The sequence below is a fragment of the Pelobium manganitolerans genome, assembly GCF_003609575.1.
Taxonomy (GTDB): domain Bacteria; phylum Bacteroidota; class Bacteroidia; order Sphingobacteriales; family Sphingobacteriaceae; genus Pseudopedobacter; species Pseudopedobacter manganitolerans.
The window spans coordinates 336,790-357,620 of the sequence record NZ_MBTA01000023.1; the positions used below are offsets into that span (position 1 = coordinate 336,790).

19 protein-coding genes are annotated in these 20,831 nt (G+C 42.8%); 18 read left to right on the plus strand and 1 reads right to left on the minus strand.

The genetic code is table 11. The features are described from left to right. Window positions 1–11: 11 nt before the first annotated feature. The 18 genes from BCY91_RS10165 (at window position 12) to BCY91_RS10255 (ending at window position 19,150) form a co-directional block, all read left to right on the plus strand. Window positions 12–2,063, plus strand: a complete 2,052-nt coding sequence (locus BCY91_RS10165) for a heavy metal translocating P-type ATPase (protein WP_120181831.1) — start codon at window positions 12–14, stop codon at window positions 2,061–2,063. Between the two features lie 368 nt (window positions 2,064–2,431). Continuing rightward, window positions 2,432–2,626, plus strand: coding sequence for a hypothetical protein (locus tag BCY91_RS17610; protein ID WP_182995351.1), 195 nt, complete (start codon window positions 2,432–2,434; stop codon window positions 2,624–2,626). Between the two features lie 135 nt (window positions 2,627–2,761). Then, entirely contained in the window at window positions 2,762–2,941 is a 180-nt protein-coding gene (locus BCY91_RS10180) for a hypothetical protein (protein ID WP_120181833.1), read from the plus strand. A 268-nt stretch (window positions 2,942–3,209) separates the two neighbouring features. Continuing rightward, a complete protein-coding gene (locus BCY91_RS10185; protein WP_120181834.1) occupies window positions 3,210–4,091 on the plus strand; it encodes a DUF3347 domain-containing protein in 882 nt (293 codons plus the stop codon). Between the two features lie 74 nt (window positions 4,092–4,165). Beyond that, entirely contained in the window at window positions 4,166–4,417 is a 252-nt protein-coding gene (locus BCY91_RS10190) for a phosphoribosylpyrophosphate synthetase (protein ID WP_245989059.1), read from the plus strand. Window positions 4,418–4,428: 11 nt separating this feature from the next. Next, entirely contained in the window at window positions 4,429–6,549 is a 2,121-nt protein-coding gene (locus BCY91_RS10195) for a heavy metal translocating P-type ATPase (protein WP_120181836.1), read from the plus strand. Between the two features lie 2 nt (window positions 6,550–6,551). Continuing rightward, window positions 6,552–7,211: a DUF3347 domain-containing protein gene (locus tag BCY91_RS10200; RefSeq protein WP_120181837.1), complete on the plus strand. Its 660-nt coding sequence runs from the start codon at window positions 6,552–6,554 to the stop codon at window positions 7,209–7,211. A 13-nt stretch (window positions 7,212–7,224) separates the two neighbouring features. Beyond that, window positions 7,225–8,508, plus strand: a complete 1,284-nt coding sequence (locus tag BCY91_RS17945; protein WP_120181838.1) for an efflux RND transporter permease subunit — start codon at window positions 7,225–7,227, stop codon at window positions 8,506–8,508. Between the two features lie 2 nt (window positions 8,509–8,510). Next, entirely contained in the window at window positions 8,511–10,469 is a 1,959-nt protein-coding gene (locus tag BCY91_RS17950; protein WP_120181839.1) for an efflux RND transporter permease subunit, read from the plus strand. Window positions 10,470–10,487: 18 nt separating this feature from the next. Then, window positions 10,488–11,735 (plus strand): TolC family protein, encoded by a 1,248-nt coding sequence (locus tag BCY91_RS10215; RefSeq protein ID WP_120181840.1) that lies wholly within the window; start codon window positions 10,488–10,490, stop codon window positions 11,733–11,735. Next, entirely contained in the window at window positions 11,732–12,982 is a 1,251-nt protein-coding gene (locus tag BCY91_RS10220; protein WP_220699468.1) for an efflux RND transporter periplasmic adaptor subunit, read from the plus strand. The genes BCY91_RS10215 and BCY91_RS10220 overlap by 4 nt, the downstream gene beginning before the upstream one ends. An 11-nt stretch (window positions 12,983–12,993) precedes the next feature. Continuing rightward, the gene (locus BCY91_RS10225) at window positions 12,994–14,199 is read left to right on the plus strand and encodes an efflux RND transporter periplasmic adaptor subunit (protein WP_120181841.1); all 1,206 of its coding nucleotides are present in this window, start codon (window positions 12,994–12,996) and stop codon (window positions 14,197–14,199) included. A 96-nt stretch (window positions 14,200–14,295) separates the two neighbouring features. Then, window positions 14,296–14,820 carry a DUF305 domain-containing protein gene (locus BCY91_RS10230; protein WP_120181842.1) on the plus strand — a complete coding sequence of 175 codons (525 nt, stop codon included), beginning with the start codon at window positions 14,296–14,298 and terminating at the stop codon, window positions 14,818–14,820. Next, window positions 14,804–15,262, plus strand: a complete 459-nt coding sequence (locus BCY91_RS10235) for a hypothetical protein (RefSeq protein WP_245989061.1) — start codon at window positions 14,804–14,806, stop codon at window positions 15,260–15,262. The genes BCY91_RS10230 and BCY91_RS10235 overlap by 17 nt, the downstream gene beginning before the upstream one ends. A 33-nt stretch (window positions 15,263–15,295) precedes the next feature. Further along, complete coding sequence (locus BCY91_RS10240) at window positions 15,296–15,751, plus strand: heme-binding domain-containing protein (RefSeq protein WP_120181843.1); 456 nt, start codon at window positions 15,296–15,298, stop codon at window positions 15,749–15,751. Window positions 15,752–15,764: 13 nt separating this feature from the next. Then, entirely contained in the window at window positions 15,765–18,038 is a 2,274-nt protein-coding gene (locus BCY91_RS10245; protein ID WP_120181844.1) for a multicopper oxidase family protein, read from the plus strand. A 261-nt stretch (window positions 18,039–18,299) separates the two neighbouring features. Beyond that, entirely contained in the window at window positions 18,300–18,635 is a 336-nt protein-coding gene (locus BCY91_RS10250; protein WP_120181875.1) for an RteC domain-containing protein, read from the plus strand. 245 nt (window positions 18,636–18,880) lie between these two features. Beyond that, complete coding sequence (locus BCY91_RS10255) at window positions 18,881–19,150, plus strand: plasmid mobilization protein (protein WP_182995291.1); 270 nt, start codon at window positions 18,881–18,883, stop codon at window positions 19,148–19,150. 232 nt (window positions 19,151–19,382) lie between these two features. Here the strand turns inward: BCY91_RS10255 and BCY91_RS10260 are convergent, their stop codons facing one another. Further along, window positions 19,383–20,594, minus strand: coding sequence for a site-specific integrase (locus BCY91_RS10260; RefSeq protein ID WP_120180570.1), 1,212 nt, complete (start codon window positions 20,592–20,594; stop codon window positions 19,383–19,385). Window positions 20,595–20,831 lie beyond the last annotated feature (237 nt).

Genomic DNA, 20,831 nt, shown 5'->3' on the forward strand with positions numbered 1-20,831 from the left:
AAATAAAAGCCATGATAAATACAGATAAAAATCACAAGCATATTTACGATGCACAAGGCAAGCAGCTTTGTTGCACACCACAAGAAGAGAAAATTTACAAAGATGCAAAAGCTAAGAAATTATTAGAGAAAAAGCATCCTGAAGCAGCACTCAACCACGACCACAGCGATGATGACGGACACGACCATTCGGGAGGTAATCAAACTACTTTTCAAATGTTCCTCCCATCTATTATCAGCTTTATTCTATTGATGGTGGCTATAACTTTTGATAATTGGCTGCCACAAGAGTGGTTCACAGGTTGGGTAAGAATAGTCTGGTACATTATTGCCTATCTGCCTGTCGGTTTTCCTGTAATTAAAGAAGCCATGCAAAGCATTTCCAAAGGCGAAGTATTTTCAGAGTTTCTATTGATGAGCATAGCCACCATTGGTGCATTTGCCATTGGCGAATATCCGGAGGGTGTTGCAGTGATGTTGTTTTATGCAGTAGGCGAAGTATTTCAGACATTAGCCGTAACCAGAGCTAAAGCAAATATAAAATCATTGCTCGACCAACGACCTGATGAAGTGACGGTTTTAAGAAATAATCAGCCTCAAACCATAAAAGCAGAAAGCGTAGAGATTGACGAAATCATCCAATTGAAACCAGGAGAAAAATTAGGTTTGGACGGCGAATTACTAACCGAAACAGCATCGTTCAACACAGCAGCTTTAACTGGCGAAAGCAGACCCGATACCAAGACCAAAGGCGAAACGGTTTTAGCAGGAATGATAAACCTTAATACGGTTGCACAGGTAAAGGTTACCACAGCATACGTCGATAGTAAATTGAGCAAGATTTTAGAGTTGGTAGAAAATGCAACTTCCCAAAAAGCACCTACCGAATTATTCATCAGGAAGTTTGCAAAAATATATACCCCTATTGTTGTGTTTTTAGCAATTGGGATTTGTGCATTGCCCTATTTCTTTGTGGCAGATTATCAGTTTTCAGATTGGTTGTACAGGGCATTGGTATTCTTGGTTATCTCCTGTCCTTGTGCATTGGTAATAAGTATTCCTTTAGGCTACTTTGGCGGAATTGGGGCAGCGAGTAAAAATGGAATACTGGTTAAAGGGAGCAACTTTTTAGATGTTCTTGCCAGCATCCAAAATGTAGTAATGGATAAGACAGGTACAATGACGGAGGGCGTATTTAAAGTTCAGGAAGTTGTATTTGACAAAGCATTTAATGAGAAAGAGATTTTGGAAATGGTCAATGCTTTGGAAAGCCATAGTAGCCACCCCGTAGCAACTGCCATTCAGGAATATGTGGGCGATGTAAACCATAATCTCCCTTTAGAAAATGTAGAGGAAATTGCAGGACACGGATTAAAGGCTAATGTAAATGGGAAAGAATTATTGGTAGGGAATTTTAAGCTGATGGATAAATTTTCTATTACTTATGACATAGACCCGAACAGCATTGTTTACACGGTAATCGCAGTGGCTTATGATAGAAAGTTTGTTGGTTACATTACCATTGCGGACAGCATAAAAGAAGACGCAAAGGAAACCATAAATCTGTTGCATAAACTCAATGTTAAAGCTACCATGCTTAGCGGAGATAAAAGTACAGTTGTAAAGTATGTAGCGGAACAGTTGGGGATAGATAATGCTTTCGGAGATTTATTGCCTGAAGATAAAGTAAACAGAGTTAAAGAAATTAAAGCTAAAGGCGGAAGCGTTGCTTTTGTAGGCGACGGTGTAAACGATGCGCCTGTTGTGGCTTTGAGCGATGTTGGTATTGCAATGGGCGGTTTGGGAAGCGATGCGACCATTGAAACGGCAGATGTGGTAATACAAGACGACAAACCGAGTAAAATACCTATGGCAATCAATATAGGAAAGCAGACAAAGAAAATCGTTTGGCAAAACATCACGTTGGCATTTGTGGTAAAAGGAATTGTATTAGTTCTTGGTGCAGGCGGTTTGGCTACAATGTGGGAAGCGGTTTTTGCTGACGTTGGTGTGGCATTATTGGCAATACTAAATGCAGTAAGGATACAGCGGATGAAATTTTAAGATTAGGTCATCCCAATTATGAATAAAACACACAATCCGTAAGAAAGGCAAAAGTTATCAAAAAGTACCTCCCTACAAAAGATACGGAGCTTCTATACCCTCAAATGTCAATTTGTCGAAGAAGAAGAAAAGACCTTCGCCCTTTATGATGCTTTTTGGGATATTTTTAGCTCTGTGTCTTATTGCTTTGATATACATAAAATTAGACACTATTATATCTATCACTATCACTAAAAGTGGACTTATAAGTTCTGTATCGAGCAAAAACCAAAGTTCCAAAAGAGAAGCCCGAAAATGCAAATTCCTTTCAAATATGACAGTATTTGGGTTTCTCTATTATTGTTTAAAAAATGGATTTAAGTTAACGGATGGATAAATTTTATAACGAAACGCTGACTAAGCTGGAAAACGAAATAAAAGAATTGGAGATTGATGCTGACTGTTCGATAGAACGGATTGAAGCAGTTATAAAACTTATCAATTTAAAAAAACTGAAAGACTATTGCGGATGTAGTAATTTTTGTTTACATAGCAAAAAAACAATGGGGTTTGAGAAGCATTAATTTAAATCTTGACACAGTTCAGGTTACACTCCCCCAATATTATTTGTAACTTTGTAGCGTTGAAAAATTTGAAAATACATATAAGCATTTTATTACTTTTCTTTTTGGGTTTCTTCCTGATGCCCAATCAGAGTTATGCTTGTTCCAAAAAATCAACACAAACCGAGCAGTCTTCCTGCTCAAAAGATAAATCCAAAAAATCAAAACACAGCAGTTGCAAGGGTAAATCCTGCAAAAAACGCAAAGATAGCAACGGTTGCGGGGGTAATTGTAAACATAGCTCTTGCAGGTGCGCTGCCTCAACAACTTCTTTAAGTTTACCCCTTGTAATTGAATTCAAAGCAAAAAATCCACTTGCAGCAGGCAAAAAGAAAAAATTCGGTTTCAAAGAAGCCTATTATTCTTCGGGCTTTTTCTCTATTTGGCTACCGCCTAAAATAAGCTAAAACCATGGCTTAATAGCCATAGGTGTGTCTTGTCAAAAGCTGTTCCAGCTTTTGGAAATCCCCTATTTATAGCAATTATTTAGAATTTCAAACAGAAATGGGTTTGCTAATGCCCCATTTCCTAAAATGTAATTATTATGAAATCATTATCAAGAATAGTGATGGTAATCGCTGTATTACTATCATCAATAAACAGCTTCGCACAGATAAAAAATGCGAATACAGAAACCGTAAAAATTTATGGTAATTGCGGTATATGCAAAACCACTATCGAAAAAGCAGGTAACGTAAAAAAGGTAGCCAGTGTGGATTGGAACAAAGATACCAAGATGGCTACGCTCACTTATGACGGCAACAAAACAAATCAGGACGAAATCCTAAAACGTATCGCTTTGGCTGGTTATGACAGTGAGAAGTTCCGTGCGCCGGATGATGTATATGCGAAACTGGCTGGCTGTTGCCAGTATGACAGACCTATTAAGACGGTTGCCAAAAACAAAGAGGCAGGAATGGATATGAACGCGGGACATGGCAATCACAACCATAGCGAAAAGACAACACCCGTCAAAAAGGATGCAGCGCAAAACCAATCGCAGTTAAATTCTGTATTTGACGGCTACTTTTCCGTGAAAGATGCTTTGATAAAAACCGATGCGGCGACCGCATCCGCCAAAGCCCTTGAGTTGGCATCCGCCATCAAAGCAGTCGATATGAACAAGCTATCGGCAGAAGAACATACCCTTTGGATGAACATAGTGAAAGACTTGAAGGCAAATGTCGAGAAGATTTCCACTTCCAAAGATGTTGCAAAACAACGAGAAACATTCGCTGTGCTTTCCAAAAATATGTACGAATTAGCTAAGGCATCAAAACACGAAACGCCTGTGTACTATCAGCATTGCCCCATGTACAATAATGGAAAAGGAGCCAATTGGCTAAGTAAGGATAATGCTATCAAAAATCCCTATTACGGTTCGCAAATGCTTACCTGCGGCAGTACGGTTGAAACCATTAAATAACAGGTTTGAAAGCTATGGTACAGTACAATGATATGTTGCAGGCTCTTAGAGACCTAAGACAACGTGGGTACAATATGGACTTTAGTCTTTTGCCGGATTGCGTGTACTGCGCATCAAAGAGCCTTAGACTAAAGCCGGAGGATTTTACGGTGGCAGAAACACATCGGTTTGAAAGCCTCGATAGCAGCCCGGACAATAATCCCGTGATCTATGCCATCTCATCCAATGACGGCAAGAACAAAGGGGTTCTTGTTGATGCCTATGGTACTTATGCAGAAGAAATGACCTTTGAGATGGCAAAAAGATTAAACACAGATAACTTTTAAAACCTTTGTGTATGAAAAAATATACCTGTCCGATGCACTTGCAAGTGATTAAGGACGAACCGGGAAAATGTCCGCTTTGCGGAATGGATTTAGTGCCAATGGGTGGAGCAAAGAAAGGAACGCATAGCCACCACGACCATAAAGAACATTCTTCACATAGCCATCATTCAGAAAATGGTTACGACAAACACGAAGGTCATCGTACAAATGATTTTCTGAAACGCTTTTGGGTAAGCTTAATCATCACTGCCCCTATCTTGCTTTTATCCCACATGATACAGGAATGGCTCGGTTTTACCATTGCTTTTACGGGAGACAAATATATATTGCTGGCATTGGGAACTATCATTTACCTCTATGGCGGAATGCCTTTCCTGAAAGGAATGGTAGGCGAAATAAAAGCCAAAGCCATCGGGATGATGACCTTGGTAGCTATCGCCATTTCGGTTGCCTATATCTATTCGGTAGCTGTTGTTTTTGGATTGCCCGGTATGGATTTCTTTTGGGAACTGGCAACCCTTATCGTAATCATGCTTTTGGGGCATTGGTTGGAAATGCGTTCTACAATGGCAGCTTCAAAAGCCTTGCAGTCATTAGTCGCCCTATTGCCAAATGATGTAACAGTAGAACGAAATGGAGAAGCCATAAAAATAAAACTCGAAGAACTGAAAAACGGTGAAACCATTATCATCAAACCGGGTGAAAAAATTCCTGCCGATGGATTGGTTATTGAGGGCGTTTCTTATGTAAACGAAAGTATGCTTACCGGGGAAAGTGTTCCCGTAAAAAAAGAAGCGGATGGAAAAGTAATTGCAGGTTCCATCAATGGCGAAGGAGCATTGCGAGTTACTGCAACCGGAGTGGGCAAAGACAGTTACCTCAATAAAGTAATCAATTTGGTTCAGGATGCACAGGCAGCAAAATCCAATACACAAAACCTTGCCGATAAAGTAGCCAAATGGCTTACTTATACTGCCATTGCCGTGGGTGTAGCTACTTTTATTTATTGGTTTAGCAGTAGCGGGGATATTGCTTTTTCATTGGAAAGAATGGTGACCGTAATGGTTACGGCTTGTCCTCATGCTTTAGGCGTGGCTATTCCGTTGGTGGTTGCTATTTCAACCACGCTTTCAGCTACCAATGGTTTGCTCATTCGTAACCGTACCGCTTTTGAAACCACCCGGAAATTATCCACCATCATTTTCGATAAGACAGGAACACTTACCAAAGGTTCTCACGCAGTAGAAAAGGTTATTCCATTAACCGACAAATATTCTGCCGATGAAATGATACAGTATGCCGCAGCCGTGCAGCAATATTCCGAACACCATATTGCAAAAGGCATTCTGAAAACCTTAAAAGAAAGAAACCTTGAATTGTGGAAGTCGGAGAACTTTGGCTATATGGCAGGCATCGGTGTAAAAGCAGTTGTAAACGGAAAGGAAGTGGTAGCGGCTGGCCCTAATTATTTCAAGCAGAACAATCTTACAGAGCCTGAAACTCCAAAAGAAATCAATCAAAATATTGAAACCGTTAATTATGTTTTTATTGAAGGTGAAGTAATTGGCATCATCACGTTGGCTGACAGTATCCGTGAAGGTTCTCGACAAGCTATTGACGAATTGAGAAAAATGAACATCAAATCAATTTTGCTCACAGGCGACAATGAAAAAATTGCAGCAGCGGTATCTAAAGAGTTAGGAATGGACGGTTATATCGCCAATGTATTGCCTCACGAAAAGCAGGAAAAAGTAAAGGAGTATCAAGCGAAAGGAGAGATTGTAGCGATGACTGGTGATGGCGTGAATGATGCACCTGCATTGGCACAGGCTGACGTTGGAATTGCCGTAGGTTCAGGAACGGATGTAGCTGCCGAAACAGCCGATATTATTCTGGTAAACAGCGACCCCAGGGATGTAGTCAAGCTGATTGATTTTGGCAAACGAACGTATAAAAAGATGGTTCAAAATCTCCTTTGGGCAGTTGGCTATAATGTGATTGCCATTCCGCTTGCCGCAGGTGTGCTGTATCCCAATTTTGTTCTAAGCCCTGCGATGGGTGCGGTACTAATGAGCGTAAGTACCATTGTAGTAGCTATTAATGCAAGTTTTTTAAAAATCAAAAATAAATAAAAATGAAAAATATAACATTATCAATTGTTGCTGTTATCATGGCAATTATAACAATATCATGCAACCAGGCATCGAACAAAAACCAGCAGTCTTCAAACGATACTGCTGTTGTTTCAGAAGAACAGCCCTCCTCTCGACCAAAAGACGATGATACGGTAGCGGCCTCCATCGTTAGCGAAACATCAAGCGGTCAGGATGCAAAAGCAACAGGAAAAGAAGAAGCAAAAAACTTTTCTATTGCGCCCATAGTTAACGATTATCTGTCATTAAAGAACGCCCTTGTTTCAGACGATGATAAAGCTGCCGCGAGTGCAGGCAGAAAGCTGTTAGCTACCTTGAATAAAATGGACATGAATGCTGTTCCTGCCGATAAGCACAAAAAATACATGGACATAACAGAAGATGCAAAAGAACATGCAGAACATATTGATAAAAATGTCGGCAACATCCTTCACCAACGGGAACATTTGGCAATGCTTAGCGAAGATTTGAAAGACCTGATTAGTTTGTTCGGTACATCAAAACCGATGTATAAGGTATTCTGCCCAATGTTTAATGACAACAAAGGAGCCTTCTGGCTTAGCGATTCACGTGAGGTAAAAAATCCTTATTACGGTAAAGAAATGTTGTCCTGTGGCGAGGTTAAGGAAGAAATAAAGTAAAACCGTACAGACCATGATTCAAAATTTAATCAAACTCTCCCTCCACAACAGGTATTTCGTTTTGCTGATTGCAATCGGCCTTTTTATCTGGGGTATTTTTGCGGTAAGGGACAATCCCATCGATGCCATCCCCGATCTGAGTGAGAACCAGGTCATCGTTTTTACGGAGTGGATGGGCAGAAGCCCACAGATTATTGAAGACCAGGTCACTTTCCCACTGGTCAGCAACCTTCAGGGTATTCCGAAAATTAAGAATATCCGGGCCTCTTCCATGTTTGGGATGAGCTTCGTGTATGTTATTTTCGAAGATAACGTGGACATTTATTGGGCCAGAACCCGCGTAATGGAACGCCTCAATTATGCGCAGCGCTTATTGCCACAGGACGTAACACCTACTCTCGGACCGGATGGAACAGGCGTTGGCCACGTTTTCTGGTACCATTTCGATGCACCCAAAATGGATTTGGGCGATCAGCGCGCCCTTCAGGACTGGTATGTGAAATTTGCTCTGCAGACGGTTCCCGGTGTGGCGGAAGTGGCCTCCTTTGGCGGTTTCGAAAAACAGTACCAACTCGTTGTAGATCCTGTAAAACTGCAGTACTATAATGTCTCCCTGATGGATGTGATGAACAAAGTGAAAACCAACAATAATGATGTGGGCGGACGAAAGTTTGAGATGGCCGATATGGCCTACATTATTCGTGGCTTGGGCTACATCAAGAACGTAGCCGATGTTGAGGAAATTGCTTTGGGAAATTACAACGGTATTCCCGTACGTGTGAAAGATATTGGCTCTGTACAGATGGGTGGAGATCTTCGGCTGGGTATTTTTGATGCAGACGGTGAAGGCGAAGTCGTGGGCGGTATCGTGGTGGCGCGGTATGGCGAAAATGCAGATAAGGTCATCAACGATGTGAAAGAGAAAATGAAGGACGTTGAAAAAGGTCTGCCGGAGGGTGTCACTTTCAAAACATCATACGACCGCAGTACCCTTATTGAAGGGGCAATCGACAATATCAAAACCAAGCTGATCGAAGAAATCATCGTGGTAGCCATTATTGTTATTCTGTTTCTCTTCCACTGGCGAAGTGCATTCAGCATCATTATTCAGATACCGGTCACCATTGCCATCAGCTTTATTCTGCTCAATGCGTTTGGACTTTCTTCCAATATTATGTCGCTTACCGGAATTGCGCTGGCAATCGGGGTGATTGTAGATAACGGAATTATCATGTCTGAAAATGCGTATAAAAATCTCTCCGATTGGCAGAACCATCAACAAAATAAAAATCCATAACAATGAAGACTAACTGGTTTAAAAATATATTCAGAAAAAAAGATAAGGAGAAAGACGGTTATGTTAAGATTCCCGAAGACATTCGGATGAAGATTATCGAAAAATCATCCTTACAGGTATCCCGAGGCGTATTCTTTTCTACGGTGATCATCGTGGTTTCTTTTCTCCCAGTGTTTATGCTCACCGGCCAAGAAGGCAAACTTTTCCACCCGCTGGCATTCACCAAAACTTTCATCCTGATCGTGGATGCCATTCTGGTACTTACCCTTGCACCGGTGCTCATCTCCTTTTTCATGAAGGGAAAATTTAAAGATGACAATAAAAACCCAATAAACAGGGGCTTGGAACGTGTGTACGAGCCGCTGATCAGATGGTGCATGAAATGGAAAAAAACGACGCTCGGCATTAATATTTTAGCCCTGCTCATCAGTATTCCAATGATTATGAGCCTGGGGCGCGAGTTTATGCCACCTCTGGATGAAGGATCCCTGCTCTTCATGCCGGTCACGTTGCCTGATATTTCAAACTCCGAGGCCAAAAGATTACTCCAGGTACAGGATAAAATCATTAAAGGAGTTCCGGAAGTGGATCATGTCTTGGGAAAAGCCGGAAGAGCCAACACCGCGACGGATAATTCACCCATTTCCATGATTGAAACCATAATTCTGCTGAAACCCCAGAACGAATGGCGCGACGGCTTGACAAAAGATGATCTCATTAATGAATTAAATGCTAAGCTGCAGATTCCCGGCGTAACCAATGGCTGGACCATGCCGATTTCAAACCGGATCAATATGCTTTCGACAGGGATTAGAACGGATGTCGGGGTGAAAGTATATGGACAGAATCTGGACAGTATTGCCGTCCTTTCCGAAAAAATAAAAAAGGAACTCACAGGAATTGAAGGAATTAAGGACATGTATGTAGAACCAATTACAGGCGGAAAATATGTGGATATTGAAGTGAAACGCAAAGAAATTGGAAGATATGGTTTAAGTGTGGATGATGTTAATGCCGTTGTGGAAAGTGCCCTTGGCGGAATGAAACTCACCACCACCGTTGAAGGCCGGCAGCGCTTTTCGGTAAACGCTAGGTACGGCCAGGATTTCAGGAATAATCTGGAGTCACTGAGAAGACTGCCCATGCAGACCATGGAATTTGGTTCCATCCCGCTGAGTGCGGTGGCGGACATCCGCCTTACCGAAGGTCCCCCGATGATCAATTCTGAGAACGCAATGTTGCGCGGAACCGTTCTGTTCAACGTGCGTGACCGGGATTTAGGAAGCACCGTAGAAGAAGCCCAAGAAAAACTCAACAGTATGGTCACGAAAATGCCCAAAGGTTATTTCGTGGAATGGAGCGGCCAGTATGAAAACCTGATTCGGGGCGAGCAGACCTTAAAGATGATTATGCCCTTGGTATTAATCGTGATTTTCCTTTCGATGTATTTTGCGTTCAATTCTTACCGAGAAGCTTTCTTTAATCTCATCAGTATTCCGTTTGCCCTGATTGGCGGTGTTTTCATGATTTCGATTTGGGGAGTGAATCTCTCTGTAGCCGTAGCCGTAGGATTTATTGCGCTGTTCGGACTTGCAGTGGAAACGGGAATCGTGATGGTTATTTACTTGAATGATGCCATGATTCAGCTTACTACGAAGAACGGCAACTCACGGGAGACCATTACCAATGAAGAACTTCGTGAATATGTCATCCATGGTGCAGCGAAAAGATTAAGGCCTAAAATTATGACGGTTTGCGTGACCCTCTTCGGACTCGTTCCCATCCTGTGGAGCCACGGTGTGGGAAGTGACATGATGAAACCAATCGTATTGCCGATGGTCGGTGGTGTTTTCACTTCGGCCATTCACATCCTTTTGGTAACACCCATTATCTTTTATATGCAGAAAGAGTGGGAACTGAACAAACTGGGTAAAATTGATGTATTGGACGCTTCCCATTAATCCAAAAATTGATTAAAAATGAAAAAATTCATAATAACAGGAGCGCTTGCGTTGCTTTACACTACCGGTTATGCCCAGCAAATGTCTCTGTCTGCAGTAATGGACAGTATTGCAGCCAACCATCCGGTGGTAAAAATGTACAATGCCGAAATCCGGTCGATGGATGCCGCTGCCAAAGGAGCAAGAAGTTGGATGGCACCTACGGTTGGAGCCGGGTTTTTTATGACGCCCTATAATGCGAAACTCTGGCAGCGCGATGGCGATATGCTCGGCATGGGTTCCGCCGCAGTTTCTGTGGAACAGATGTTTCCCAACAAAAAGAAACTCGATGCCAACGAAGATCTGATGAAGGCAATGTCTTCCGTAGAGAAGGAAAAACTCTTTGCTGCCCTCAACGAAAACTTCCAGGATGCCAAAAAACTGTATTACAGTTCCGTCGTCTTGGATAAAAAGCTGAAGGTCGTGAAGGAAAACGAAAAGATGCTGGACTTTATGATCAGAAATGCTGAAATCAGGTATAAAAACGGACTTGCCAAAATATCGGCCTATTACAAAGCAAAAGCAGCGCTTGGAAGTTCCAAAAACATGCAGCTCATGTATGAGAATGACCTCCGCGTCAACCGCATCCGCCTCAATGCCCTAATGGGAAGAGATGCGCTTTCCCCTTTGGAAATACAGCCTGAATACAATTTAAATGACTATTCCCTCGAGACTTTTGGTCAGGATTTATTTTATCAAAACAGAAGTGACCTTCGCGGCATCGACAGGGAAATCAATATTGCCAAACTGAAACAGGATCTCGAAAAACAGAATCTAAAGCCGGAATTCGGCGTCAGGTTCGAAAACATGTTCGGTTTTGGTGGCCAACCGATGCAGTTTTCACTTATGCTCATGGCAAAGCTGCCTTTCGTTTCCTGGGCTTCAGGCATGAATAAAGCCAATATTAAAAGCCTGAAACTGAAAGAAGAAGCCCTTCAGGCACAGAAAAAAATGATGGTGAACGAATACAGTGGAATGGCCTACGGAATGCGCAATGAACTGGACTTGAATAAAAATCAGCTCAAACTCTATGAAGACACCATCATTCCCGCGTTAAAAAACAACTACAAATCCATGCAGTTGGGCTACGAACAGAATACGGAAGAACTCTTTATGTTGTACGATGCCTGGGAACAACTGAATATGGCTCAGTTGGAATATTTCGAAATCCTTACCAAAGCACTGCAGACGCAAACTGAAATTGACCGTTTAATTGAAAGAAGATGAAAAAAATTATAATATTCACCATGCTTTTGTTTGGTTTGACGGCGTGTGACAAACTGAAGTTCAGGGAAGACAAGCACTCGGCAGAAGCGGCAATGCATACCTATACCTGTCCCATGCACCCAGAAGTGATCTCGGATAAGCCTGGCAAGTGCCCGAAATGTGGGATGGATTTGGTCCTGAAAGATGCCCCTGAAAAAAAGGAAGAAGGGATTAAACTGGATGATCTGCTGAAACCAACCAATGAATTCGTGGTCTCGGAATTGCCGGTCGTAAAGTTAAAAAAAGAAAACATTCCGACCACGGTTGATGCCTTGGGAACAGTGGCGTATGACACCCGGCAGATTGGCAGTATTTCATCCCGCGTTGCTGGTCGGATCGAAAAACTCTATGTGCGGTACAAATACCAAAAAGTGTCCAAAGGCCAGCGTATTTTAGATATATACAGCCCGGAACTCTTAACTGCACAGCAAAATCTGCTGTTTGTTCTGAAAAATGACCGCTCAAACAGAATGATGATTGATGCCGCACACCAGAAACTTCTTCTTTTGGGAATGCCGGCTTCACAGATTCAGAAAGTCATCCAGAAAGGAAAACCCGATCTCACAGTTCCGGTGTTCAGCAATTACATCGGACACATTCAGCAGGCAGGAGCGGCAGGAACCATGGGACAAGCACTGCAATCCGGTCCCGAAATGGCTTCAAATACCGCAGTCACTGCAGAATTGCCCCTGAAAGAAGGAATGTACCTGCAGAAGGGACAGAATATTTTCAGTGTCTACAATCCCAACAGAACCTGGGCCCTGATCAATATTTTTTCCGAAGATATTGCCTTGGTCAGCAAAGGGCAGTCCGTCACGGTCATCCCTGAATCAAATCCGGACAGCCGCTTCAAAGGAACCATCGGTTTTATAGAACCGTTTTTCAGACAGGGCAGCAAAACCGTGACGGCGCGGGTGTATTTTGATAACAGTACCGCAAAAATTCCCATCGGAAGCCAGGTTAAAGCAGAGATTCTAAGCCACAACAGAATGGCAGACTGGTTGCCGAAATCAGCAGTGGTTTCTTTAGGGATTGATAAAATCGTATTCAAAAAAGTAGAAGGCGGTTTTATTGCCCACAAGGTTGTTACCGGTGCTGTGGTAGGTGATAAAATTCAGATCGTCAGTGGTTTGCTTCCTGAAGATGGTGTTGCTGAAAATGCACAGTACCTGATGGACAGCGAAAGTTTTATAAAAATTAACAGATAAAAATTGATAAAATGAAATTCAATATTTTAATGCTGGTTTTGCTGGGTTTTCTTTACTCCTGCAAAAAGAAGGAAGATCCGCACGCTGGTCATGATATCTACTACACCTGTTCCATGCACCCGCAGGTCGTATCCGATAAACCGGGAAAATGTCCTATTTGTCACATGGATTTGGTGCCTGTCGAGAAGAAAAAGAACGCGGATCCCAATGAAATCATACTGAATGACGAGCAGGTTAAACTGGGTAATATAAAAACAGTCGCACTTTCTGGTGGTTCCATTGCAGACAAACTCACCCTTACCGGAACACTCAATTTTAACCAGTACCAGATGCAGTCAGTCAGTTCCAGAGTAATGGGAAGAGTCGAAAGACTGTATTATAAAAATATTGGCGATTTTGTTCCGAAGGGGGTGCCGCTGGTCGATATTTACAGTGAAGAACTCAACAATGCCAAACAGGAATATCTGATGGCCCTGGAAAGACGAAAACTTTTCGTCGGCAATACTTCCATTGATTTCGACCAGTTGCTCCGAAGTTCCCGAAACAAGCTTTATTTATGGGGAATGTCGGAAAGCCAGATCAAACAGTTAGAAAAATCTGGAAAAGCCACACCTACCACCACCGTGTTCAGCAATGCGGCCGGTTTCATCACCGATCTAAGCATTGCCGAAGGTGATTATCTCGCCGAAGGCGGCACCATCGTGAATCTGGCAGATCTATCGTCGCTTTGGGCGGAGGCGCAGGTGTATTCTTCCCAAATGTCGCTCCTTCAGAAAGACAGCAAAGTAACGGTGTATATCCCCGATATGGATAATTTGAAGATTAATGGGAAGATTGATTTTACAAACCCCGAAATCAGTGCCTCCAGCAGAATAAATCTGGTCCGCATTTCCGTACCCAACAAAGGAAATCTGCTGAAACCCGGCATGCCGGTATATGTTCTGGTGGAAAACAAATCACAGGATGGACTTTCAATGCCTGTGGATGCGGTAATCAGGGATGGTAAATCCTCCACGGTCTGGGTGAAAACCGCCAAAAACACCTTCGTAAACAGAATGGTGGAAACGGGTCTGGAATATGAAGACAAAATAGAAATCACCTCCGGAATTAAAGCAGGTGACGAAGTTGTGGTTTCCGGGGCCTACTTGCTGAACAGTGAATACATATTCAAGAAAGGAGCCGACCCGATGGCGGGTCACGATATGAGCACGATGTAATATGGGAAGGCAGATACTATTCGTGATAGCGCAAAAAAAGCTATTGAAATGCGGTAAGGTGGAAAAAACAATTAACAATAAATAAAATTCAAGACTATGAAAAAAATGCAAAACAGTCACGATGCGGGTCATGCTTCGAAGCATGCTGCGCACAATTCAAAAGATGCTTCGGGCATGTACAAACGCTTTGCGGTGATGGCTGTCGCCATGTTCGCAGTGATGTATTTTATCATGTACGCCATGATTGACGGGTGGCAGAACCTGATACCCAATATCAACAACCTGTACATGACCCTGCTGATGACCTCGGCAATGCTGCTTATCGAATTAGTGATAATGAAAGTGATGTACCGCAACAGGAAGATGAATTGGGCGATAGCCATCATCTCGGTTGCCGTTGGCATCTTTTCATGGTTTGGCATCAGAGAACAAATCAATGTGGGAGACAAGCAGTTTGCAAAGGGTATGATACCCCATCACGCAGCAGCCATATTGATGTCCGAAAAGGCACACCTGACCGACCCGGAACTGATAGAGCTGCAAAAAAACATACTTAAAACCCAAGCGGAAGAAATTGAACTGATGAAGCGCAAGCTAAAAGAGTTTGAAGAAAGTAAATAATAAAATTTCAAAAAACAGTTTCGACATGAGCAAAATAATAATCGGCTTTATTTCCTTATCAGCCCTGCTATTCACCGCTTGTGGGCAGGCAGGGTCAAATAAGGCTGAAGCGGCACAGCATTCGCAGGCAACTCCGGAAAGCCACGGGCATAGTACCCAAATAGGTGAATTGGTTCCATCGGATGAAGTCTGCATGGTCAACGATGCCTATATGGGCAAAAAGCAGTTTGACGTAAAATTTGGCGGTAAAACCTACTACGGATGCTGCGAAATGTGCAAGGAGCGCATTCCAAAGGATGCCAGCGTGCGGGTAGCAATAGACCCCTATTCCCATAAACAGGTGGATAAAGCCCTTGCGGTGATTGCCGTTACAGGAAACAACGGTGAAGTGTCCTACTTTGAAAGCAAGGACAACTACACTAACTATTTAAAGAAACAGTAGCCAAATTTCAAATTAAGTAACAATGAGATATTTATGTCCTTAACGAAGAAAATCATATTGGGGTTGGCTGTTATCTTAATCGGCATACAGTTTTTTCAGCCGTTACGGAACCAGGCGGATGAAGTGCCAGCCACCCATATCGAAAGGGTGTACGCCGTACCCCAAAATGTAAAGGCTATCCTTGTCCAGTCCTGTTACGACTGCCATAGCAACAATACCCGTTATCCGTGGTACAGCCGTATCCAGCCCGGAGCATGGTACATGGCAGGGCATATCAAAAAGGGCAAAGAGGAACTCAACTTTAGCGAATTTGGTGAATATTCTGCCCGCAGGCAGCGTAACAAGTTCAGGGCTATGGCGGGGCAGGTCAAGGACGGGGAAATGCCTTTGTCGTCATACACACTCATCCATCGCAATGCAGTATTATCACCGGAGGATAAGCAGGTTTTGATGGCGTGGTTTGGCACAATGGAAGACAGCATTAAATAAAATTTTTCAACTAATGAACAGATATAAAAAAATACCCATAAGAATACTGCAAACAGTGCTGATACTGCTTTGCACCCAAACGTTGTTTGCACAGAAAGTAGTGCATTACGACCTGTATGTAAAAGATACCCTTGTCAACTATGCAGGTAAGCAAAAAAGGGCGATTGCCGTAAACGGGCAAATCCCGATGCCTACCCTTACGTTTACCGAGGGCGACACTGCCGAGATTGTAGTACACAATCAATTGAAAGAAAGTACCTCATTGCACTGGCATGGCGTGTTCCTGCCCAATAAGGAAGACGGTGTACCCCATCTTACGCAGCAGCCCATTGAACCCGGTACAACCTATACCTACCGTTTCCCAATTATCCAGCACGGTACGCACTGGTATCATTCCCATTCGGGATTGCAGGAGCAGATAGGTATGTACGGTAATTTTGTAATGAAGAAACGGGAGGATGACAAGACCTTTAGAAAAGGGATTGACGATTTGCCGACCGTACCCATTATCCTAAGCGAATGGACAAATTACAACCCCGACAACATCAACCGGATGCTGCACAATGCCAACGATTGGGCGGCTATCAAAAAGAACGCTACGCAGTCATACGTTGAAGCCATTAAAGAGGGAAAATTTGGCGTGAAAGTAACTAATGAGTGGAAGCGGATGCTGGCAATGGATGTGAGCGATGTGTATTATGATAAAATCCTTATCAATGGCAGCAATGCACCGGAGCTAAAAACGGTTGACGGCAAGACCTTAAAGGCGGGGGACAAAGTACGGCTTCGCATATCCAACGGCGGTGCATCTTCCTATTTCTGGCTGCGCTATGCCGGAGGTAAGATTACCGTGGTCGCCAGCGATGGCAACGATGTGGAGCCTGTCGAAGTGGACAGGTTAATCATTGCCGTATCGGAAACCTATGATGTGGTCGTTACCATCCCCGAAGACGGATTGGCGTATGAGTTTTTAGCGACTACCGAGGACAGGACACAATCGGCAAGCTACTTTATTGGTAACGGTGTCAAACAGCTTATTTCTCCGCTGCCACGACTGAAGTATTTCGAGGGGATGAAGATGATGAACGACATGATGAAGATGAACGGCGATTTGGACGATATGGGCATGAAGATGAGCCTGAACCAAATGGATATGAATGTAGTGATGTATCCGGAGATTACTGGCGAAGCAGGTAAAAAAGCAGACCACAGTAAGCACGACGGTATGAATATGGATAATGACCCCAACCGTTATAATGCAAATGCGTTGGGAGATATTGTGACCTTAAATTATGCCATGCTCCAATCTCCTTACAATACCGCACTTCCCAAAGATGCGCCTGTAAAAAATCTAAAATTTACCCTTACGGGAAATATGAACCGCTACGTTTGGAGCATGGACAATAAAATACTTTCCGAAACTGATAAAATACCTGTTAAGAAAGGGGAAATACTGCGTATTACCATCCATAACAATTCGATGATGCGTCATCCAATGCACTTACATGGCTTCGACTTTAGAATAATCAATGGCAAGGGTGAAAAATCGCCGCTCAAAAATGTATTGGATATAATGCCTATGGAGACTGATACAATTGAATTTTTGGCAAACGTAGAAGGTGATTGGTTCTTTCATTGCCATATCCTTTATCATATGATGTCAGGTATGAACAGGGTGTTTGCCGTAGGCGATTACCAAAACCCCTACTTACCTAATAAGGCTAAAGCCTATAAAGCATTACAGCGGGAAAGTAATATGCCTCATTTCATGGCGCAGAATGATTTTGCCACCAATGGTAATGACGGGGAGGCAATGCTCCAAAACGCAAGATGGAGCTTGGGTACAGAATGGCGTTTAGGTTATAGTGATATGCACGGCTATGAAGTTGAAACCCACTTGGGAAGATATGTCGGTAAGATGCAATGGCTGATGCCATTTATTGGCTTTGACTGGCGTTATCGTAAAATGGGGATAGACGAACACGAAACAAACTTATTCGGACAAAAGAATGAAAAAGATACACGCAGGGCAGTTAGCTTAGGTGTTATGTACACCCTGCCAATGCTTATTAATTTTCAGGCAGAAGTATATCATGACGGCATTGTACGGTTATCGTTGATGCGTGAGGATATTCCTATCTCAAAAAGATTGAGAGGTGGCTTTATGGTCAATACAGATTTTGAGTATATGGCAGAATTTAGGTATATAGTCAACAAAAATATTGGCATACGTACCCACTATGATAGTGATATGGGGCTTGGTGTGGGGCTTGCTTTAACTTACTAAAATTGCAATAAGCACCAATGGTTTGTAAACTGCAAAACCGATAAATAATATCGACAAAAAGGTGGTAGTGATGCGGGGTAGTTAATAATAATTAACCTGCATCATGCTACAACCCATTAAATTATACAACAAAATCTAAGTGCCTCCATCATCAATACGATTGGAGGTGAAATTCTATAATCAGTAGTTGCATAATAAGCTAATATGAACAGTATTAGCTTTTCTATATTAACGAACAATGTGTATTTCAAAATGAAGCGAATGGAGAAATTTTACAATGAAATCTATCTTAAGTTGGAAACTGAAATCCAGGAACTGGAGATTGAAACTGACTGCCCCATAAAAAGAATAGAAGCGGTTATACAGCTTATCATTCAAAGCCTTGCAGACTTAAAAGAGTTTGTTCTAAAAAAAGGGTTCAAGAACATTGCGGAAGAAATCTATTTTTTCAAATACCAGAAGCCTGTAATTGTTTCAAAACTCATCTTTTACAACGCCATTTATAAAATCGAAACAAAGAAGCCTTATGGTACAAAACAGTTGAGCTATACCTTGACAACGACCCCACCGGCAAAAAGCTTACGCATAACGCTTTAAAATCGTCCCCGAAATTTGTCGACTGTAGCAAGCTTTACCGGCCGTACAACGACCTTAATGAATGGCTGATGATGAAAGGCTTTTCCAGAAAATCAAAACAGGCACTGAAACTCTAACCCCCAGCCCCAAAAAATGGCAGTTTGCCACGTTCCTGCAAACGGCAAGATGTCCGTTTGTGTCACAACCGGTTTTTTTGGCGCCCTAACTCCGGAGTCGTGGGCGCTGGAAGCTATTAGATAAAGACAATGGAAAAAGAGAGAAAACAGAACAGAAACCAATGGCTGCACCTGAGGCTGTCCGAGAGCGAAAAGATACAGATCCATAAAGCTTTCCTGAAGACCACGCAGAGGAAGCTGAGCGGTTACGCCCGCAAAATACTGCTGGAGAAACCGGTAGTCGCAACCTACCGCAACGCCTCTCTGGACGGGCTGATGGAAGAGCTGATCAAGCTACGGAAAGACCTGAACGGGCTGGCAAACAACCTCAACCGGACTGTCCTGAGGACGTTCGGATGACGGTAAACCGAGCGTAAACGCGGGAGAATTTGTGTAACGAAACCTTGACGTGCCAGCTGAAAAAGACACGCAGGAAAAGGCGCAAAAGAAAGCAGGATGTCTAGAAAAATCACATAGTTTAGGTGAAATATATTAGGTGTAATGAGTTTTCTAATGCAGATAATATTGGCTGTATTTAACACCCATAAAGAGTCCCAGTCAAACCTCTAACTGGGACTTTGCAAACTCAATTTTAAGAAAATTTCTCCCTTAGATGCGCCATGTCCCGGCCGATTTTAACATCTAAAATCTTAGCGTAATGCTGGGTCATTTTAATACTGCTGTGGCCGAGCATTTTAGAGACGGTCTCTATCGGCACATCGTTCAAAAGCGTTACGGTGGTGGCAAAAGTATGCCTTGCGATATGGTAGGTGAGCTCTTTTTCAATACCGCAGGTATCTGCAATTTCTTTTAAATAAGCGTTCATCTTTTGGTTGCTCAGCACCGGCAGAACAGTTCCTTCTGCAATGGATTTAGGGTGGTCTTCATACTTTTGCAGTATCTTTTTGGCGGGCGGCAGCAATGGGATCCGCGAGGCCACGTCGGTTTTCTGGCGGTGCGTATAAATCCACTCGTGCCCGTCCACACCTTTGATAATTTCCTCCTTTTTCAGCTTTTTTACGTCAGCATAAGCAAGGCCGGTATAGCATGAAAATACAAAAACGTCGCGCACCTGCGCAACGCGCTCAATCCTGAATTCTTTGTTGCTGAGCGCATCCAGTTCTTCCGCCGTCAGGAAAACGCGGTCCACTTTTTTGACTTTCGGTTTGTAGTTCAGCATCGGGTTCACAGTGATCCATCCGTTCGCCAGGCATATCCGGATGATTTTCCCAAAGTTTTTGATGTATTTGACCGCCGTGTTATTTGCGCAGCTGCGCACGGTCCTCAGATAAAAATCGTACTCGGTGATAAACTGGTGGTCTATCTTTCTGATATCCATATCTTTTACGCGGTATTTCCATTGGATAAAGTCAGCGGTATGCTTAAACGATGTTCTGTACCGCTCCAGCGTGCCGGCTGCAAACTCTTTCCCTGTCAGCGCTTCTACCTTTGAATTGTGCTCTTCAAAAACGCCCAATATCGTCCGGACTTTTTCTGTTGTGCCCAATATTTTATCACGCAGGGACATTGTGCTGATTGTCTCGTTATTTTTCGACAAGAACTCCTGGGCGTCATAGATCTTGACCTGCAATTGGTCGATACATCTGTTCAGCATCCTTTCGGGTTCACGGTTTCCGGTGGCGCGGCAGGTTTTTTTTGACCATTTGGAGGGTTCACATTTCCTGTTGAGCGAGATTTCGGTTCTTTTTCCTCCCGCTGTGATCCGGCAATAAACCGGCATAGGGCCACCGGTGTAAGCTTTGGGAGTTTTAAGATAAAAGTGAAGCTGGACTAAAGTACTCATAATTTTGGGATTAAAAGTTAAACAAAAGTATTTCTGCAACTAACCAAAATCAAGATGTTCGATGACTGAACGGCTTCTTTATCAGTGTGTTATCCGTCCAAGTCGAGAGTGCTGCCGGTACTATCTAAATACTCTCGATATACTCTCGTTTAAATAGAGAGTATTTACATATTTTAGCGTTTACCTTAAAATAAAAAAGCCTGAAATCATCTGATTTGCAGGCTTTTATCAATTTTT

Excerpts from the sequence above, each read along its gene's own strand:
- BCY91_RS10165 (WP_120181831.1), top strand. The coding sequence starts at position 12 with ATGATAAATACAGATAAAAATCACAAGCATATTTACGATGCACAAGGC.
- BCY91_RS17610 (WP_182995351.1), top strand. The coding sequence starts at position 2,432 with ATGGATAAATTTTATAACGAAACGCTGACTAAGCTGGAAAACGAAATA.
- BCY91_RS10180 (WP_120181833.1), top strand. The coding sequence starts at position 2,762 with ATGCTTGTTCCAAAAAATCAACACAAACCGAGCAGTCTTCCTGCTCAA.
- BCY91_RS10185 (WP_120181834.1), top strand. The coding sequence starts at position 3,210 with ATGAAATCATTATCAAGAATAGTGATGGTAATCGCTGTATTACTATCA.
- BCY91_RS10190 (WP_245989059.1), top strand. The coding sequence starts at position 4,166 with ATGGACTTTAGTCTTTTGCCGGATTGCGTGTACTGCGCATCAAAGAGC.
- BCY91_RS10195 (WP_120181836.1), top strand. The coding sequence starts at position 4,429 with ATGAAAAAATATACCTGTCCGATGCACTTGCAAGTGATTAAGGACGAA.
- BCY91_RS10200 (WP_120181837.1), top strand. The coding sequence starts at position 6,552 with ATGAAAAATATAACATTATCAATTGTTGCTGTTATCATGGCAATTATA.
- BCY91_RS17945 (WP_120181838.1), top strand. The coding sequence starts at position 7,225 with ATGATTCAAAATTTAATCAAACTCTCCCTCCACAACAGGTATTTCGTT.
- BCY91_RS17950 (WP_120181839.1), top strand. The coding sequence starts at position 8,511 with ATGAAGACTAACTGGTTTAAAAATATATTCAGAAAAAAAGATAAGGAG.
- BCY91_RS10215 (WP_120181840.1), top strand. The coding sequence starts at position 10,488 with ATGAAAAAATTCATAATAACAGGAGCGCTTGCGTTGCTTTACACTACC.
- BCY91_RS10220 (WP_220699468.1), top strand. The coding sequence starts at position 11,732 with ATGAAAAAAATTATAATATTCACCATGCTTTTGTTTGGTTTGACGGCG.
- BCY91_RS10225 (WP_120181841.1), top strand. The coding sequence starts at position 12,994 with ATGAAATTCAATATTTTAATGCTGGTTTTGCTGGGTTTTCTTTACTCC.
- BCY91_RS10230 (WP_120181842.1), top strand. The coding sequence starts at position 14,296 with ATGAAAAAAATGCAAAACAGTCACGATGCGGGTCATGCTTCGAAGCAT.
- BCY91_RS10240 (WP_120181843.1), top strand. The coding sequence starts at position 15,296 with ATGTCCTTAACGAAGAAAATCATATTGGGGTTGGCTGTTATCTTAATC.
- BCY91_RS10245 (WP_120181844.1), top strand. The coding sequence starts at position 15,765 with ATGAACAGATATAAAAAAATACCCATAAGAATACTGCAAACAGTGCTG.
- BCY91_RS10250 (WP_120181875.1), top strand. The coding sequence starts at position 18,300 with ATGGAGAAATTTTACAATGAAATCTATCTTAAGTTGGAAACTGAAATC.
- BCY91_RS10255 (WP_182995291.1), top strand. The coding sequence starts at position 18,881 with ATGGAAAAAGAGAGAAAACAGAACAGAAACCAATGGCTGCACCTGAGG.
- BCY91_RS10260 (WP_120180570.1), bottom strand. The coding sequence starts at position 20,594 with ATGAGTACTTTAGTCCAGCTTCACTTTTATCTTAAAACTCCCAAAGCT.